The organism is Parasphingorhabdus sp. (assembly GCF_036964565.1).
In the GTDB taxonomy this organism is placed as follows: Bacteria; Pseudomonadota; Alphaproteobacteria; order Sphingomonadales; family Sphingomonadaceae; genus Parasphingorhabdus.
Map to the genome: position 1 here is coordinate 1 of NZ_JBALTN010000004.1, position 14,123 is coordinate 14,123.

Sequence of the window (14,123 nt, forward strand, 5' to 3'; positions counted from 1 at the left end):
GTCAGCTTCACCACCGCCGCGACGCTGGTCAACGAGATGATGGAAGCCCGAGACGAGCGCCGTCTGCTCCGCCTGCAAAAGCAGCTGGCCGCGGTCAAGCTGCTCATCATCGACGAGTTGGGCTTTGTGCCATTGTCCAAGACCGGTGCAGAGCTCTTGTTCGAACTGATCTCGCAGCGCTATGAGCGCGGCTCCACGATGATAACCAGCAATTTGCCATTCGACGAATGGACCGAAACCTTCGGCACCGAACGTCTGACCGGAGCACTGCTCGATCGGCTGACCCACCACGTCAACATCCTCGAGATGAATGGCGACAGCTATCGACTCGGCCAAAGCCGTGCCCGGAAGGCAAAAGCCGCCACCTGATCCAGCCAATCCAGATTTGGCCCTGACGGGCCAAAGCGGCCAGTCAACCGCCAGCTATTTGGGGAGCGCGGCTGACTGGCCGCCGCCATTTTGCACCCATCACGCTCAACCAAAAACTGGTCTACTTTTGCGCCGCCATATGGCCTGATTTTACTCCGCCGTTGACAGTTAACCGATGACGAGATATTTTTGAATTTCCTCGATGCAAATGATCGAGACACTAGGATTGATGTCAATGCTGAATGGGCCTTGAATAGGGCATGTCTTGACGCAGTAAAATGGCCTAGTGATTTCAGAGTTGCGGTCAATGTGTCGCCAATTCAGTTTGCAGATGAGAAACTGCCCAGCATTGTGCAGCAAGCGCTAAAACAATCTGGCCTCTCCGCTGAACGGCTCGAATTGGAAATTACCGAAAGTGTATTCTTAGAAGAATCTGAAAAGACGGATCAAATGTTCGCAGATCTTAAGGAAATCGGGGTTCGCTTGGCCCTCGATGATTTTGGAACCGGATATTCATCATTAAGTTATTTGCAAACAGCACCATTTGACAAAATCAAAATAGACCAGAGTTTTGTTAGGGGAGCGACGATTCCAGGCTCGCGCAATGGCGCCATTATTGCCGCAATAGTAGCGCTTGCAGAGGCACTGGATATGGAAACAACGGCCGAAGGCATCGAAGCTATGGACGAGCTTGAATGGATTCGCGATCTTAACGTTAGTCATGTTCAAGGCTTTGTCTATAGCAGGGCTGTTCGGTCCGATGAATTGCTTGGCCTTGTTGAAAACGGGGAATGGATTGTAAAGCCGGCCGGCCCAGCCAAGTATCGCAACGACCGCGTTTTGATGTACCGCAAAATTCGCGCCATTCACGACAACCATTGCTATTCGCTGATGATGCGTAATCTTTCACCCACTGGAGCGTTGATGGAAGGGCTTTTGGACGTACCTGTTGGCACCAAATTCGTAATTGATTTTGGGGATGGCCAACTGGCTCTCGCGGTCGTGCGCCGTTCTCATAAACTTCAACAGGGAATCGAATTCAAGGAACGACTTGTGAGCGATGGAAACGGTGGTCTATGTACCCGGCGGAGGGTTTCTCCATATCTGATCGCATCGGCGGGATTGCAGGTTCCCAATGTACCAGCTGATTTCTATCCCCCCTCCAATTATTCAATACCCTTAAACTCTTTGCCGGCATTCTATAACGCAAACGACAAAAGATAATCTTCCTCAGCCACGCTTCAAGTTTTCACGATGCCTTGCATCCTTTGATAGCCAGACGTCCGTATGGGTCGTGCTGGCGGCCGCTTTCGGAAATATCGACTGGACGGCTAAATGACCGGAAATGGGGGCGCTTGCCGACTGGCTGCTTTGATTTTCATCTGATCAGTTCGAATGGCAACGGCTGGGTGGTTTCCGGACAGTCTGCTTCGCATAAGAAATTGCGTCAAGGGGACAACACAGCTTATTGCCATTTCAATTACTGACTGCCTTTTCACGCTGCGTAAACGCTTTCAGTACAAACCAGACGAAAGCAAAGACACCGACGCTGAACACGATATCGCCCGGCACTCTGGCCCAGACCAGCGCTTGCATGGTCGGGCTGTGAATGAACTCGGCCGAACGGGCGAAAGAATAGCCTTTTTCGATACTGACATAAGTCTGGAGCACACCCTGCGGCAACAGCGACAGGAATGTCATCATCGCCAGACCTATGTTGAGCGACCAGAAGGAGATTTTGAGTATTTTCTCGTTCCAGAACGCGACATTGGTGAGACCGCGCATACAATATAGGGTCAGGCCAAGGCCGAGCATCCCGTATACCCCGAACAGGGCCGCGTGGCCGTGGTTCGCGGTCGTGTTAAGACCCTGCATATAATAAAGCGCGATCGGCGGATTGATCATGAAGCCGAACAGCCCCGCGCCAACCAGGTTCCAGAATAATACCGCGGCAAAGAACATGAATGGCCAGCGGTAATTGCTTTCCCATTCGGCCTCATGTTCAATCTTGTGCCTGGTATAGGCTTCAAAACCGACAACCAGCAGCGGGACGACTTCGAGCGCGGAGACCATCGCACCAACCGCGATCACCGAAGTCGGCGTGCCGCTGAAGTAGAGATGGTGGAACGTCCCGAGCACGCCTCCGAACAGGAAGATGATCGTCGCAAACAGCACCATCACGGTTGCCGTCGATGTCCGCAACAGGCCCATGCGCACGAACAGCAGCGAGATGATGGCGGTGGCGAAGACCTCAAAAATGCCTTCGACCCAGAGATGGACAACCCACCAGCGCCAATATTCCATTATCGAAATATGGGTATGCTGTCCCCACATCAGACCGGCGGCATAAAGCAGGCCGATGGCGATGGCGGATACCAATACGAGATAGATCAGCGACTTGCCGCCCTTTTGCTGCAGAACCGGCCATAGACCCCGGACCACCAGCCCGACCCATAGAAACAATCCGATCGTCAGATAGATCTGCCAGAAACGGCCAAGATCGACATATTCATAACCCTGATGACCGAACCAGAAGTTCATTGTCAGGTCTTCAAAGAAACGATGGACCGCCGCCCATTGACCGGCGAACGAACCGATCACGATGATCAGCAGGCTGATGAACAGGAAATTGACACCAAAGCGCTGGAATTTCGGGTCTTTGCCGCCCAACATAGGCGCGACGTAAAGTCCGCTCGCCAGCCATGCGGTTGCGATCCAGAGCACCGCAAGCTGCGTGTGCCAGGTCCGCGTCACCGCATAGGGAAGATATTCCGCGAACGGCAGGCCATAGAGGCCCTGCCCCTCGACCGCATAATGAGCGGTGACAATCCCGAGCAAGACCTGCCCTAGAAACATCGCACAGACGATCCAGAAATATTTCGCCGTCGCCCACATCGATGGCGTGATGACGGCGCTATCCAATATGTCGGCTTTGGCATAGCCCTCTTCCGGCTCGATCTCCTGCCGCCAGACATCAAATTGTTTGGCATAATAAGCGATCAGTGCGCCCGCAGCGCCAAGCAGCAGGATCACCGAGGCAATGCTCCACATCAGCACTTCGGTCGTTGGTTTGTTGCCAACCAGCGGCTCGTGCGGCCAGTTGCTTGTGTAGGTGATCTCCTGACCCGGGCGATTGGTCGTCGCGCCCCAGGCGGTCCAGAAATAGAAGGCCGAAAGCTGTTTCGCTTCCTTGCTGTTCAACAGCCCGTGGACCGGAAAAGCATAATCGCGGCGCAGCGCTAAAGATTGCGGGTCACTGCCCTCATAGAGGCTGACATAATGGGTCTCGACCTGCTTTATCGCCTGGGCGCGCAAATCGCTGACGGTGATGACACCGGTTGCGGGATCATAGCTGTTGGTGCGCATTTCGTCCTGCAACGCCGCTTTTTGCATTGCCATGTGCTGCGTATCGGACAGACCGGCCAATGGCGTTTCCATCGACAAGCCAAGCAATGTTTCCGCTTCGCGGTGAAGCCAGTCGGCGCTCCAGTCCGGTGCGAGATAGCTGCCATGGCCCCAGATCGAGCCCTGTTCCATGCCCCCGATTGATTGCCAGACGTTCTGGCCGGTCTCAATATCCTCCAGCGTGTAAAGCACTTCGCCCGAGGCTGATTTTACAGCTTCCGGCATGGGCGGTGCCTGTTGATATATCTGCGCGCCGAGCAACAGCAGGATGCCGAACATGAATATCATCCCGACTGTCAGTATGATCCAAAGCCGCTTGATGCTAAAAGTCTGCCGATAAGTTTGCATGATGCCGTCCCCCCATTACGTCAAAAAAGTCCGTGGCTTCCGCCGACCGCACCGAAAACCGTGATGATGCTGAAAGTCAGCAAAATCTGGTGCATTCGCACCATTTTCGCAAAGTCTCGTGCCGGATCTGTCGATTGTGACATACGGCGATGCAAGTGGAGCGGCTCGATGACAAAAAGCATCAGCGCGAATATCGCCCAGACCGCGATCATAGCATGCATCCACCAGTAAGACGCATCATAGAAGCGGCTCCACATATCGGTCCGCCAGATCATCCATAAACCGCTCGCACCAGCAAGTAGAACCCAGATCCGCGTTTGCCAGGCAAAGCCGCTTTCGATTTGCTGAAATCTAGCAAGACGGTCTTCCGGCTTCTCGCTGGCCTTAAGCATCGGCATGATCACCAGCGTGACAAAGGCCACGCCGCCAATCCATAGCAAGACGGCGAGGACATGCACGGCGCGCGCTATGCTATAGTCATCCATCCGCTTTATCTTCGCCAGCCAAGGGATATTCCCGGTAAAACTCGACCTGCATCTTCATCGGGCCGGTCAGTTTGACAAAATGTGGCGATTGAGGCGGGATCGGCGCCGGGTCATCGACCGTTACCAGCCGCTGCGATGGTGGATCGATAAAGACAAGTTCGACCTCGCCTTCCAGCACCCGCAGCAGGCCCCAGGTGCCATCCTTCGTGCTGTGCTCGTTGCGCAGTTTGTCAGGCAGGCTGATCTCATCGAATATCGGTGAAGCACCATAAGGCGCGGCTGGCTTGGAAGTGCCGGACATCAGATCACGGCCCGGATGACGGCAAAGCAGCAGGCAAAGACCGCCAGCAATATCGGTACCGTCAAAATCTGGGCATATGCAGCGGTATTGTCCATCCAGCCCGTCTGCGTTTCGATCCCGCCTATGGATTTGGCGGGAGGCAATGTTTTTCGCTCGGCTGCACTCACGTTGTTCAAAACCGCCGCAGTGCCGAAATACATGACGGTATAGGCGATGCTGATCACTAGCGCGAAAATAGCAGCCGTGCCGTGACCGGTTGCAATGAATAAAGCCGTGAAGAACACAGCATAAGAACCGAACATCGTGATCCATACCGAAGCGGGCAGCTCAAAATTCCGGCTCTCATGCGACGGTGACCGGTAGTGCTCGGACAGGTCCTGCATTTCGGCGTTGATTTCAGCGGTGACCGCCTGTCCGCCTTCCATTTGAAAATCCATCAACATGATTGTTTCTCCTTTGGTTTGGAAATGGCGTCGAGACCGCCGCGCTGGACCTTGATGCCGGTGAGCAGGCTGGAAGCGATGCGTTCTGCAGCCTCGCGAAAAACTTGGGCCGCCGCGTCACTGGGCGCGACATCGTCCAACGTCTGGTTCCAGAGCACAAGCCAGCGGTCAAAATGCAAGTTGTCGAGGCCGCCGACGGCAATATGCTTGAGCATGGGATTGCCTCGGAAACGGCCCGATTCGAGCGTTACCGACGCCCAGAAATCTTACATCCGGGCAAGATGCGGTGTCCAGTCTGCGACATGGGATTCAAATATTGGCCCGAGAAGCGCGTCACTCCGGATGGCACCATAAAATTTCTCAACCACATTGGAAATCAACGCATCATCAATGCCCAGCGCATTGGCTTGAGCCATTTTTCTCGCTCTGGCGCGTTCGGCATAGCTTGGTTCGGTCATAATCTCGACTCGGTTAAGATGCATTTGATATACACTGTTTATGCTGCTTGGCTTTTAAACGCAATATATGATATGCATCTTTTATGAGATTATCCGTTCAGACCGATTATGCGCTGCGTACATTGATGTTTTTAGCCGCAAAAGATGGCCATCACTCCATCGCTGAAATTGCACGGCAATATGGTATTTCGAAAAACCATTTGATGAAGGTGGCACAGCGGCTAGCGGCTGAAGGCTTTATTGAAAGCGTTCGCGGACGTAGCGGCGGTCTAAAGTTAGCCCGGCCAGCAGATACCCTGAATGTGGGAACGGTTGTTCGAACAATGGAAGACACCGGAACCTTTGTGGAATGTTTTGATCCCGCGACAAACCAATGCGTAGTCACTCCCGCCTGTGGCTTACGACACGCTCTCCACGGTGCGGTCGAGGCATTTTTCCAGTATCTAGATGGGTTTACAGTTTCCGATTTGGTCAACGATTTAGATAGCTTTGCGCTTCGTTTGGAAAGTTAAGGATTTGGGATACGGTGCTCCGGCTTGATAAACACAAAGTCATTTGGTCGGCCGCTTTACGGCAATAATAGAATGCATCGGAACGACCGGAATTAGGGCGTTTCCAGTCAGTCCGCTTTCAAAGCAAAAAAAAAAAAATAGCGGTGGCAATGCCCACCCGGATCAAAGCAATCCCGCCACGAGGGCAGAAAGCTCCAATCCGGGTAAACCTCTAATTCGACCAGTTCACATCCAGCTTGGCGGCTCCCGCTTCGGCCGCTGCCATGAGCGTATCATTGGCGAGATGCGAATAGCGTTCAGTACTGGCGATACTCTGATGACCTAAGATTTTTCCGACGGTGTAAAGGTCGATTCCAGCGCCAGAATTAAGTGCCATGGATGCGAAACTATGGCGCAGATCATGCAAATGAACGTCTTCCAAATCTGCAAGCTTCCTTGCCTCCTGCCATGCCTTCTTGATGTCTGAATAGGGCTTCAGCGTCTTCGGGTTCCCGGTATTTGGTGACGCATAGAAAGCCGTCGCATGCCCTTTAAGTGCTAATTGTCCTAAAATGGGAGTGGCAGCTTCAGCTTGCTGTTCCAGAGTATTAGCAAATCCCTTCAAGCTATATTTGGAGAGTTGGGTTTCCTTAGATGTCGGAGGTGCTTCGTTTACTGTGGGCTTCGGGACCCTAAATGCATCTAGATCCTTTGCTGATAACTGGGGCACTTCCGACAATCTCAAGTTCTTCTGATTTAGGAATTCACCTTGAGGCAACAGCAGGACTTCACCTTCGCGCAACAGTTTTATACCGTCGGCTAGCTTAACCGTGGCAGGGAGACTGTTGCCGTCCGGCAAGCGATAGAAAATCATTTCTCGGTTCTTGTCGACGAGCCAACAACACGGTGCCACACTAAGTCTCAAGCCTTGAACAAAGCTGGATAGCTTTTGGCTGTAATCATTACCGCTAGATGCAATGGCAATCAGTTTTTCGTCCAGCACGATCGCGGGATGATGCTTAGGAAATTGGTCTAAGTGTTCCTTAAAGGCTTCATGCGTGAAGCCAGATTGTTTTTCTTCGGCAGATGCATAGACCTTTTTTGTCTTTGGGTCGGACGGCAATACCTTCCAGCCATATTCCGTCCAATAGGATGCCGCGATTAGACGGTCGTCTGTCTGGTTTGAAGCAACAGTGATCAATGAAGCATCGATAGGTTGGCGTCCAGGATCGGTACCTTGTGGCACGGTGATCGACGCTGCACTAATGCGATTTGCATTTGTATTCTTATTCAGATTCGTGTTGTTAACGGGCATAACAAAGCTTTCTCCGGAACATAATTCCGGCGTTTTGCGAAAGCATCCGTGTAAATTTTGGATAGACCGGTGGCACTTCTAAAGGTTGAACAGTGTGTCCATGCCTCCTGGCAAAAGTGCTACTCCGATGAACCATTGCCTGCCGGACTGAACAGGGTAATTCATCGATGCTGTGGTTTGAAATAATTCAATCCACGTCGCGGCGGAATAACCGGTCACAGCATTCCATCCCAGTGCTCACAATGGGATGTTATATCAATTTGGTCAACCCCAGTGCGAAAAAAAAATGATGGCCGGCGATCACACCGGCCACCACGTCATGATTTTTTGGTCGCGATCCAAATTGACAGCAATATGATTCCCAATCCCAGCAGCGACCAGCCGGGGTAAGCCCTAATGCACGCGGCCAGTGTCAGCAGAAACAGCAGAGTGAAAGTTTCCGCTGGCCTGACGATGGCACCGTAAATCCACGCCAACGCCAATGCGACCAACAGGACCTCGGTGGTCATTTTAACCAGCCCCATCAAAACACAAAACAGCGCCAGCCTCCCAATTAGGGTCATACTTTGTGCCTAATTTCGGAATATTTCCGGCACATGGCCAATAGTTCTGGATCACAATCTTTGTGATCTTGAAGCAGGACCGTGATCCCGAAATCACTACCGAAAATGTAGATCAATTCCCACCATCCCAGCCCTTGGGCATCAGCATGGTAATCAATAAATTCAAACGATGGCTCAAACCCTTCATCAGGGAATCTGATTCCGTCTACCATGTTTTCCAGGAGGCTAAACCTAACGTCGTTGGCGGCATCGGCGTCGCTATCACCTGCCGTCAATATGACGAACTGGCTTATCTGTCCGAGGTCATAGCCGTCCCACACCGATAACTGAGCCATGCGGAGCTTCAGTAAATCTTTGAGCTTTCCTTCAGCTAAAAGCGCTATCGTACTGGTCATCCCGGAGGAGCTTCGTATGCTTATCATTTGATGGTCTTTCTGTTTCGCACAACGCAAAACCCCCCGGAATTTAATCCAGAGGGTCATTGGTTCAGCTTTGTTATACAGGATGAATTGGCAGTGGCATTGCAATCAATAATCAGCCATTTTGCCTATTCAAATAAGATGGATTTTACTTCGCGTTATCAAATGATACATTATGCGTTTTCTATCCGTGTTTTCTCATTTTTAATCAGTTGATCCGAAAAGGCTGGGTGAACGTGGGAGGCGATTATGTTGGGTCCGGACAATGCGATTTGGGATGACGGCGAATGGGTCGGCTGGGGCGAGATCGAAGAGCAAATCCGGTACAAGGAATGGGGCGCGAAATATCCCAACGCCGATCGGTCCCTGATACCAATATTCGAAGACCTCCTCAGCGTCGCGGAACAGTATCACTTTACCACAGGCAGCCATCTGCAGGTGTATGGTGATATCGGGGAACTGTTTGGAGCGATAACCTACGGGGTGAAGCTGCATCGTAACTATGCGCAGGGCTCCGATGGACGCCTTGGCAACGATTTTGTCGAGGTCAAAACCATCACGCCGTTCAAGGCCAATGACTACGTGGAGGTCAAAGCCAGCGGCAATTTCAGCAAGCTACTGGTGGTGAAGATCAATCAGGATTTCGAGCTGGCTTGCCGGATGATCTCCAGGAAAGATCTGCCCAAGGCCAAAGATGGCAAGCATCGTATCAGTTGGTTTGAGATCACCGCACGCTGAAGGGCATAATCCTAGAACAGCTAGCCGTGGTAATCAGCATGCTGCCCCCCTTGTGGATAAGCGTTATATAGCAGTTATATAGAGAGAGCTTTCTAGACAATAAGCCAACTCGGTCACGTTCTGCTTGAAACAATGCTACTAACCGGACCGGCTGAAAGACAAAAGTTTTGCGTATACTTCGGATGCTTTCCATCCACCGCTACAAGATACGATCCTCAACCTCCTTGGCTCCCAAGGGGGAAATAGTGATGTAGTCCGAATTTTTGTCATACTCGATCAGCCGCTCTTTATGCAAAGGGTCTAAAACCTTTGTCTTGAACGTTGAAAAATTCGAGTATTCGACCCAGTCAAACATGTCTTCACACAAAATGGCAGAACTTGGATCTTGATAGCAAAGCAACAAGACTTGGTCCTTGAACTTGAGCCCCTTCTTTAAGACACGCTTTTTCCCACCAACTTCCCAAGTTTCTGGTACGCTGCGGACAGCCAATCCATCTACCACATCTTGAGCCTCTTCAAGTGAAAGGCCATGGAAACAACGTATCAGCTCGCAGACAATCCAGTCGCACGTTTGAGCGATGCTTAAGGAGTCGATCCGATTTGCGTCAACATCGCCTCCTACATGCCCAATTCCCCGCTTGTTGCGCATCGTGTAGACGTAAACTAGCGCACGCGGGATCACCGTTCGCAGAGATTCATTTACTGCTGCATTGCCACTTGTAACCAGCAATCTACATTCGTTTCCAAAGTTGCCGATACTTGTACCAAAATTTGTGTGATTTCCGTGCACCTCATCTTGCAGAAGCCTAAGAACGGTTTCACACAAATGACCGGCCTCAATTCCGACGACTTTATCATTTCCGGCGGCAAGACCAGTCTTCAAAGCCAAGAATTGATTGATTATTTTGCTTCTGAACACCGTGCTGACATTGGCCAAAGCCGCGTCAAGCGGGGACTTAGATTTTGGTGTACTCATACTGATTGTCGCCATTCTTGTTCCGGTCGAGCACTCCGTCACGTGTCAGCCGACCCAATTTTCCAGAAAATTCATTTGCCTTAAATCGACGGGCGAGCTTTTTCTCGCAGTAGTCTACAATATCTTTTAAGGTCTTTGGCTGGTCGAAAAAAGAACCATCCGCGAGTTCCGAAAGAATTGCAACCGCGCCTTGACCGCTAGGTCTGCTCTTTTTCGCCACCTTGTCTTGCATTACTCCATTGGACGGTTCCGCCGCAGTCTTAACACTCTTCTGCTTGCGACGCCGAGAAGGTCCTGACTTTAGCGGCGGCTCTGCGGCGCCAGAGGAAGACAGCTTTGGAAAGCTCCCGTCACCCAGAACAATTTCAACAATGCGCAACTGCACGGCTTCAGATTTAAATTTGTTGATGACTTCCGAAAGCTCGGAGAGCTGATTCTTTACTACTTCAAAGTTATTGATCATTCACCAGCCCCCGAGTCTAAAGTGTTAGGTTACCATGACTTAGACGGTTCATACCACAACTAGCAAAATTTACTTGTACAAACTTAATGGACCAAAGCACCACCCACGCCATACCCAAGCACGCACCCACGTTTGGGCACCCCCCGTAGGGAACCGATTTTCACTAAGCTGAACAAATGGTGCTGCTAGAGAGAATTGAACTCTCGACCTCGTCATTACCAATGACGCGCTCTACCACTGAGCTACAGCAGCCGACCATTTCGATGCATCGGCATTGTCCGCCAATCGTTGCGGTTTATGCCAGACCGCGGGCCTAAGACCAAATGCGCGCGATCTTGTCAAGCGGAGTTGCATCTTTCGCGCGATAATGGCAATTGACCGCCATGCCCAAGCCACAGCCCAAGTCCGAGAAACTGCGCAAGGAAGCCGAAAAAGCCGAGCGGCTCGCCGCGCAGCTGCGCGGCAATCTGCGGTTGCGCAAGGCGCAGGCGAGGCAGGCGGCACCTGACAAGGACGAAGCCAAGCCTTGATCAGGCCTTGATCCAGGGGGGCAAGCGCTAGACGCTGACCACCGCGCGCTCCGGCTTGATGTGTTCGAATTCGTTCACCGCCGCGATGAATTTTGCCGAAACCGGCGACACTGTCTCGGTGGCCGGGTCAAACCAGACATAGGTCAGCTTGATGACGTTGAGCAGTTCGTCGCCGCGCAATATGTGGACGAGCAGGCCATAGCTGGTCTTGCCGAAGCGGGTGATTCGCACCGCGACGTCAAGCAGGTCGTCGGCTTTCGCCGAAGCGCGATAGTCGACATCGGCGTGGCGCACCCAGTTGTCGCCGCCGAAATGCCGCGTGAACGACCCCAGCATGTCATCATCGCCCTTCGGCCTGTCCGCCGCGATCAGCGCGCGCATATATTCGGTCATGCCGATATCGGCAAAGGCCAGATAATGGGCGTTGAAGACGATGCCCTGCAGATCGCATTCGGCATAGCGCACGCGCAGCGGCGTGATCAGGCGAAAGCCGTCGCGGGGATTTCTCTGTTCTGTCATGGCGCAGGCTCTTTCCCGAGCGCGCCGGGCCTGTCAACCGGGTTGCGGACCCGTCATGCAAAAGGCGTTCAGTTTGTTGCCGTCGGGATCGCGGAAATAGCCGGCGTAAAAGCCCTCTTCGCCGCGCGGCCCCGGTGCACCCTCGTCGCTGCCGCCATGGGACAGGGCGATATCATAGATGCGCTGTACCTGATCCGGGTCCTTCGCCTCCAGCGCCACCATCACGCCATTGCCGACGGTGGCCGGCTGGCCGTCGAAGGGCTTGGTCGCGGCGACGCCCGGCGGGCCGTCCATTGTGCCCCAGGCGATGAACTGGTCGAAATCCATCATCCGGCCGACACCCATTTCGGCGGCGATCGCGTCATAGAATTTCGCCGCGCGCGGCAGGTCGTTGGTTCCCAAAGTGACATAGCCAATCATCAACTTTCTCCTCGATAGGGAGAAAGAACATTACGGGAACAAACGAGTCGCGTCAATCGGTTCCTAGTGGTGCCGTCTGCGCCTTCAGCCACTCCAGATCATCGCCTTCCAGCTGGGGTGCGATCACTGCGCGAACCTTGGCGTGATAGTCGTCGACCCACTGGCGCTGTTCCGCAGAGAGCATCGCGACATCGATCAGCTTGCGCTCCAGCGGCGCGAAGGTCAGCGTCTCGAAGCCGAGCATGGTCTGTTCGCCGCCCTCGATCTCGCGCTCCTCGACAAGGAACAGATTCTCGATGCGAATGCCGAACTCGCCAGCCTTGTAATAGCCCGGCTCGTTGGACAGGATCATGCCCGGTTGCAGCGCCTCGTTCATCCCGCCGAAGCTGGCGATGCGCTGCGGTCCTTCGTGTACCGACAGGTAGCTGCCGACGCCGTGACCGGTGCCGTGGCCGAAATCGACGCCATCGGCCCACAGATACTGGCGTGCGAGTATATCGAGCTGGCCGCCGGTCGTGCCCTTGGGGAACACCGCCTGGTCGAGGGCGATATGGCCCTGCAGCACCTGGGTGTAGCGCTTGCGCATTTCCGCGGTCGGTTCGCCCACCGCCACCACCCGCGTGACATCGGTGGTACCGTCGAGATACTGGCCGCCGCTGTCGACCAGATAGAGCGAATTCATCGCGATCGGCTGATTGGTTTCCTCGTTGACGCTGTAATGCGGCAGGGCGCCATGATCGCCGGCGGCGGAAATTGTCCGGAAGGAGAGATCCTTCAGCTCGGGGTTTTCCTCGCGGAACTGGCGCAGCCGTGCGGCTGCCGACAGTTCGTCCTGGCCGCCCTTGGGCGCTTCGCTGGCCATCCAGTGCAGGAATTTGGTCAGCGCCGCACCATCGCGCTTCTGCGCAGCGCGGTGACCGGATATCTCCGCTTCATTCTTGATCGCCTTGGCGAGGATCGTTGGATCGCGCTCCTTGACGACGTTGGCGCCGGCGCTGTCGAGCGCCGAAAAGATGGCGGCGACCGACCGCTCCGGATCGACCGCCACGGTCTTGCCCTTCATATCTGCCAGGGCGTCGGCGAGCTCCGCATAGTCCCGGATCTCGACATGATTGCCGAGATGCTCGCGCACCGCATCGGTCAGCTTTTCCGGCGCGACGAACAGCGTTGCCGTCTCGTCGGCGCGGACAATCGCATAGGCGAGCGGTACGGGCGTGTTGGCAATGTCCTTGCCGCGAATGTTGAAGAACCAGGCGACCGAATCCAGGGCCGCAATCACCGTTGCATCATAGCCGTTTTCCTTGAGCCAGGCGGCGACATCGGCGCGCTTGTCCCGCGCCGACTTGCCGGCATATTGATCGCCGTGAACCGCCAGTTTCTCCGGCGAGCGCTGCGGCTGGTCCTCCCAGACCGCATCGATCGGATTGCGGGCCACCTCGACCAGCTCCGCGCCGGATTTCTTCAGCGCCTTGCTCGCCGCTTGTACCCAGTCGCGGGTGTGCAGCCAGCTGTCGTAACCGATCTTCCCACCATCCGGCGCATGGGCGGCGAGCCACTCATGCGGCTTCTGGTCCTTGATATTGACATATTCGTACAGATTGCCGTCGACCTGGTCGCGGACCTGCACGACATAGCGACCATCGATGAACATCGCCGCCTTGTCCTTCAGCACAACCGCTGACCCGGACGAACCGCCAAAGCCGGTCAGCCACGCCAGTCGCTGGGCATATTCGCCGACATATTCGCTCATATGCTCGTCGCAGATCGGGACCACAAATCCGTCGAGACCGTCTTTTTGCATTTGTTCCCGCAACGCGTGGAGGCGGGCTTCGTAGGTGGACATCAACATCGCTGAGCAAACTCCTTGAATTAGCTTATGG

19 protein-coding genes and 1 tRNA gene are annotated in these 14,123 nt (G+C 53.9%); 5 read left to right on the forward strand and 15 right to left on the reverse strand.

What is annotated here, in order from left to right:
- Positions 1–369: ATP-binding protein (locus tag V7650_RS05940; protein ID WP_335655335.1), on the forward strand; the 369-nt coding region annotated here is incomplete at its 5' end.
- Positions 370–558: 189 nt separating this feature from the next.
- Positions 559–1,593, forward strand: coding sequence for an EAL domain-containing protein (locus V7650_RS05945; RefSeq protein WP_335655336.1), 1,035 nt, complete (start codon positions 559–561; stop codon positions 1,591–1,593).
- 252 nt (positions 1,594–1,845) lie between these two features.
- Here V7650_RS05945 and V7650_RS05950 read toward each other — a convergent pair whose 3' ends face one another.
- The 6 genes from V7650_RS05950 to V7650_RS05975 are packed head-to-tail and all read right to left on the reverse strand — an operon-like array spanning position 1,846 to position 5,809.
- Complete coding sequence (locus tag V7650_RS05950; RefSeq protein WP_335655337.1) at positions 1,846–4,122, reverse strand: nitric-oxide reductase large subunit; 2,277 nt, start codon at positions 4,120–4,122, stop codon at positions 1,846–1,848.
- Between the two features lie 20 nt (positions 4,123–4,142).
- Positions 4,143–4,607 carry a hypothetical protein gene (locus tag V7650_RS05955; protein ID WP_335655338.1) on the reverse strand — a complete coding sequence of 155 codons (465 nt, stop codon included), beginning with the start codon at positions 4,605–4,607 and terminating at the stop codon, positions 4,143–4,145.
- A complete protein-coding gene (locus V7650_RS05960) occupies positions 4,600–4,908 on the reverse strand; it encodes a DUF1971 domain-containing protein (protein ID WP_335655339.1) in 309 nt (102 codons plus the stop codon). Before V7650_RS05960 ends, V7650_RS05955 begins: the two co-directional genes overlap by 8 nt.
- Positions 4,908–5,351, reverse strand: a complete 444-nt coding sequence (locus V7650_RS05965) for a hypothetical protein (protein WP_335655340.1) — start codon at positions 5,349–5,351, stop codon at positions 4,908–4,910. The genes V7650_RS05960 and V7650_RS05965 overlap by 1 nt, the downstream gene beginning before the upstream one ends.
- The gene (locus V7650_RS05970; protein WP_335655341.1) at positions 5,345–5,566 is read right to left on the reverse strand and encodes a hypothetical protein; all 222 of its coding nucleotides are present in this window, start codon (positions 5,564–5,566) and stop codon (positions 5,345–5,347) included. Before V7650_RS05970 ends, V7650_RS05965 begins: the two co-directional genes overlap by 7 nt.
- Positions 5,567–5,617: 51 nt before the next feature.
- Entirely contained in the window at positions 5,618–5,809 is a 192-nt protein-coding gene (locus V7650_RS05975) for a hypothetical protein (protein WP_335655342.1), read from the reverse strand.
- Between the two features lie 83 nt (positions 5,810–5,892).
- Here V7650_RS05975 and V7650_RS05980 point away from each other — a divergent pair, with 83 nt between their 5' ends.
- Positions 5,893–6,321 carry an RrF2 family transcriptional regulator gene (locus V7650_RS05980; protein ID WP_335655343.1) on the forward strand — a complete coding sequence of 143 codons (429 nt, stop codon included), beginning with the start codon at positions 5,893–5,895 and terminating at the stop codon, positions 6,319–6,321.
- Positions 6,322–6,532: 211 nt separating this feature from the next.
- Here the strand turns inward: V7650_RS05980 and V7650_RS05985 are convergent, their stop codons facing one another.
- The 3 genes from V7650_RS05985 to V7650_RS05995 form a co-directional block, all read right to left on the reverse strand.
- Positions 6,533–7,615 (reverse strand): site-specific integrase, encoded by a 1,083-nt coding sequence (locus V7650_RS05985; protein WP_335655344.1) that lies wholly within the window; start codon positions 7,613–7,615, stop codon positions 6,533–6,535.
- A 317-nt stretch (positions 7,616–7,932) separates the two neighbouring features.
- Entirely contained in the window at positions 7,933–8,178 is a 246-nt protein-coding gene (locus V7650_RS05990) for a hypothetical protein (protein ID WP_335655345.1), read from the reverse strand.
- Positions 8,175–8,573 carry a hypothetical protein gene (locus V7650_RS05995; protein WP_335655346.1) on the reverse strand — a complete coding sequence of 133 codons (399 nt, stop codon included), beginning with the start codon at positions 8,571–8,573 and terminating at the stop codon, positions 8,175–8,177. Before V7650_RS05995 ends, V7650_RS05990 begins: the two co-directional genes overlap by 4 nt.
- Before the next feature lie 273 nt (positions 8,574–8,846).
- Here V7650_RS05995 and V7650_RS06000 point away from each other — a divergent pair, with 273 nt between their 5' ends.
- Positions 8,847–9,335: a DUF6998 domain-containing protein gene (locus V7650_RS06000; RefSeq protein ID WP_335655347.1), complete on the forward strand. Its 489-nt coding sequence runs from the start codon at positions 8,847–8,849 to the stop codon at positions 9,333–9,335.
- 199 nt (positions 9,336–9,534) lie between these two features.
- On the opposite strand, the gene V7650_RS06005 is transcribed toward V7650_RS06000, so the two are convergent.
- The 3 genes from V7650_RS06005 to V7650_RS06015 form a co-directional block, all read right to left on the reverse strand.
- Positions 9,535–10,311: a hypothetical protein gene (locus tag V7650_RS06005; protein WP_335655348.1), complete on the reverse strand. Its 777-nt coding sequence runs from the start codon at positions 10,309–10,311 to the stop codon at positions 9,535–9,537.
- Positions 10,292–10,774, reverse strand: coding sequence for a hypothetical protein (locus V7650_RS06010; protein WP_335655349.1), 483 nt, complete (start codon positions 10,772–10,774; stop codon positions 10,292–10,294). The genes V7650_RS06005 and V7650_RS06010 overlap by 20 nt, the downstream gene beginning before the upstream one ends.
- A 177-nt stretch (positions 10,775–10,951) precedes the next feature.
- A tRNA-Thr gene (locus V7650_RS06015) sits at positions 10,952–11,026 on the reverse strand.
- Positions 11,027–11,157: 131 nt separating this feature from the next.
- On the opposite strand from V7650_RS06015, the gene V7650_RS06020 reads away from it, so the two are divergent.
- Positions 11,158–11,304: a hypothetical protein gene (locus V7650_RS06020; RefSeq protein ID WP_335655350.1), complete on the forward strand. Its 147-nt coding sequence runs from the start codon at positions 11,158–11,160 to the stop codon at positions 11,302–11,304.
- A 27-nt stretch (positions 11,305–11,331) separates the two neighbouring features.
- Here V7650_RS06020 and V7650_RS06025 read toward each other — a convergent pair whose 3' ends face one another.
- From V7650_RS06025 to V7650_RS06035, 3 genes are read right to left on the reverse strand one after another with little or no spacing between them, the layout of a single operon-like run.
- Entirely contained in the window at positions 11,332–11,823 is a 492-nt protein-coding gene (locus V7650_RS06025; protein WP_335655351.1) for an acyl-CoA thioesterase, read from the reverse strand.
- A gap of 33 nt (positions 11,824–11,856) precedes the next feature.
- A complete protein-coding gene (locus V7650_RS06030; protein WP_335655352.1) occupies positions 11,857–12,243 on the reverse strand; it encodes a VOC family protein in 387 nt (128 codons plus the stop codon).
- A 52-nt stretch (positions 12,244–12,295) separates the two neighbouring features.
- Positions 12,296–14,086 carry an aminopeptidase P family protein gene (locus V7650_RS06035; protein WP_335655690.1) on the reverse strand — a complete coding sequence of 597 codons (1,791 nt, stop codon included), beginning with the start codon at positions 14,084–14,086 and terminating at the stop codon, positions 12,296–12,298.
- Between the last annotated feature and the right edge of the window lie 37 nt (positions 14,087–14,123).

Bases quoted from the DNA above. Each gene is read 5' to 3' on its own strand.
- V7650_RS05950 (WP_335655337.1), bottom strand. From the start codon at position 4,122: ATGCAAACTTATCGGCAGACTTTTAGCATCAAGCGGCTTTGGATCATA.
- V7650_RS05955 (WP_335655338.1), bottom strand. From the start codon at position 4,607: ATGGATGACTATAGCATAGCGCGCGCCGTGCATGTCCTCGCCGTCTTG.
- V7650_RS05960 (WP_335655339.1), bottom strand. From the start codon at position 4,908: ATGTCCGGCACTTCCAAGCCAGCCGCGCCTTATGGTGCTTCACCGATA.
- V7650_RS05965 (WP_335655340.1), bottom strand. From the start codon at position 5,351: ATGTTGATGGATTTTCAAATGGAAGGCGGACAGGCGGTCACCGCTGAA.
- V7650_RS05970 (WP_335655341.1), bottom strand. From the start codon at position 5,566: ATGCTCAAGCATATTGCCGTCGGCGGCCTCGACAACTTGCATTTTGAC.
- V7650_RS05975 (WP_335655342.1), bottom strand. From the start codon at position 5,809: ATGACCGAACCAAGCTATGCCGAACGCGCCAGAGCGAGAAAAATGGCT.
- V7650_RS05980 (WP_335655343.1), top strand. From the start codon at position 5,893: ATGAGATTATCCGTTCAGACCGATTATGCGCTGCGTACATTGATGTTT.
- V7650_RS05985 (WP_335655344.1), bottom strand. From the start codon at position 7,615: ATGCCCGTTAACAACACGAATCTGAATAAGAATACAAATGCAAATCGC.
- V7650_RS05990 (WP_335655345.1), bottom strand. From the start codon at position 8,178: ATGACCCTAATTGGGAGGCTGGCGCTGTTTTGTGTTTTGATGGGGCTG.
- V7650_RS05995 (WP_335655346.1), bottom strand. From the start codon at position 8,573: ATGACCAGTACGATAGCGCTTTTAGCTGAAGGAAAGCTCAAAGATTTA.
- V7650_RS06000 (WP_335655347.1), top strand. From the start codon at position 8,847: ATGTTGGGTCCGGACAATGCGATTTGGGATGACGGCGAATGGGTCGGC.
- V7650_RS06005 (WP_335655348.1), bottom strand. From the start codon at position 10,311: ATGAGTACACCAAAATCTAAGTCCCCGCTTGACGCGGCTTTGGCCAAT.
- V7650_RS06010 (WP_335655349.1), bottom strand. From the start codon at position 10,774: ATGATCAATAACTTTGAAGTAGTAAAGAATCAGCTCTCCGAGCTTTCG.
- V7650_RS06020 (WP_335655350.1), top strand. From the start codon at position 11,158: ATGCCCAAGCCACAGCCCAAGTCCGAGAAACTGCGCAAGGAAGCCGAA.
- V7650_RS06025 (WP_335655351.1), bottom strand. From the start codon at position 11,823: ATGACAGAACAGAGAAATCCCCGCGACGGCTTTCGCCTGATCACGCCG.
- V7650_RS06030 (WP_335655352.1), bottom strand. From the start codon at position 12,243: ATGATTGGCTATGTCACTTTGGGAACCAACGACCTGCCGCGCGCGGCG.
- V7650_RS06035 (WP_335655690.1), bottom strand. From the start codon at position 14,086: ATGTCCACCTACGAAGCCCGCCTCCACGCGTTGCGGGAACAAATGCAA.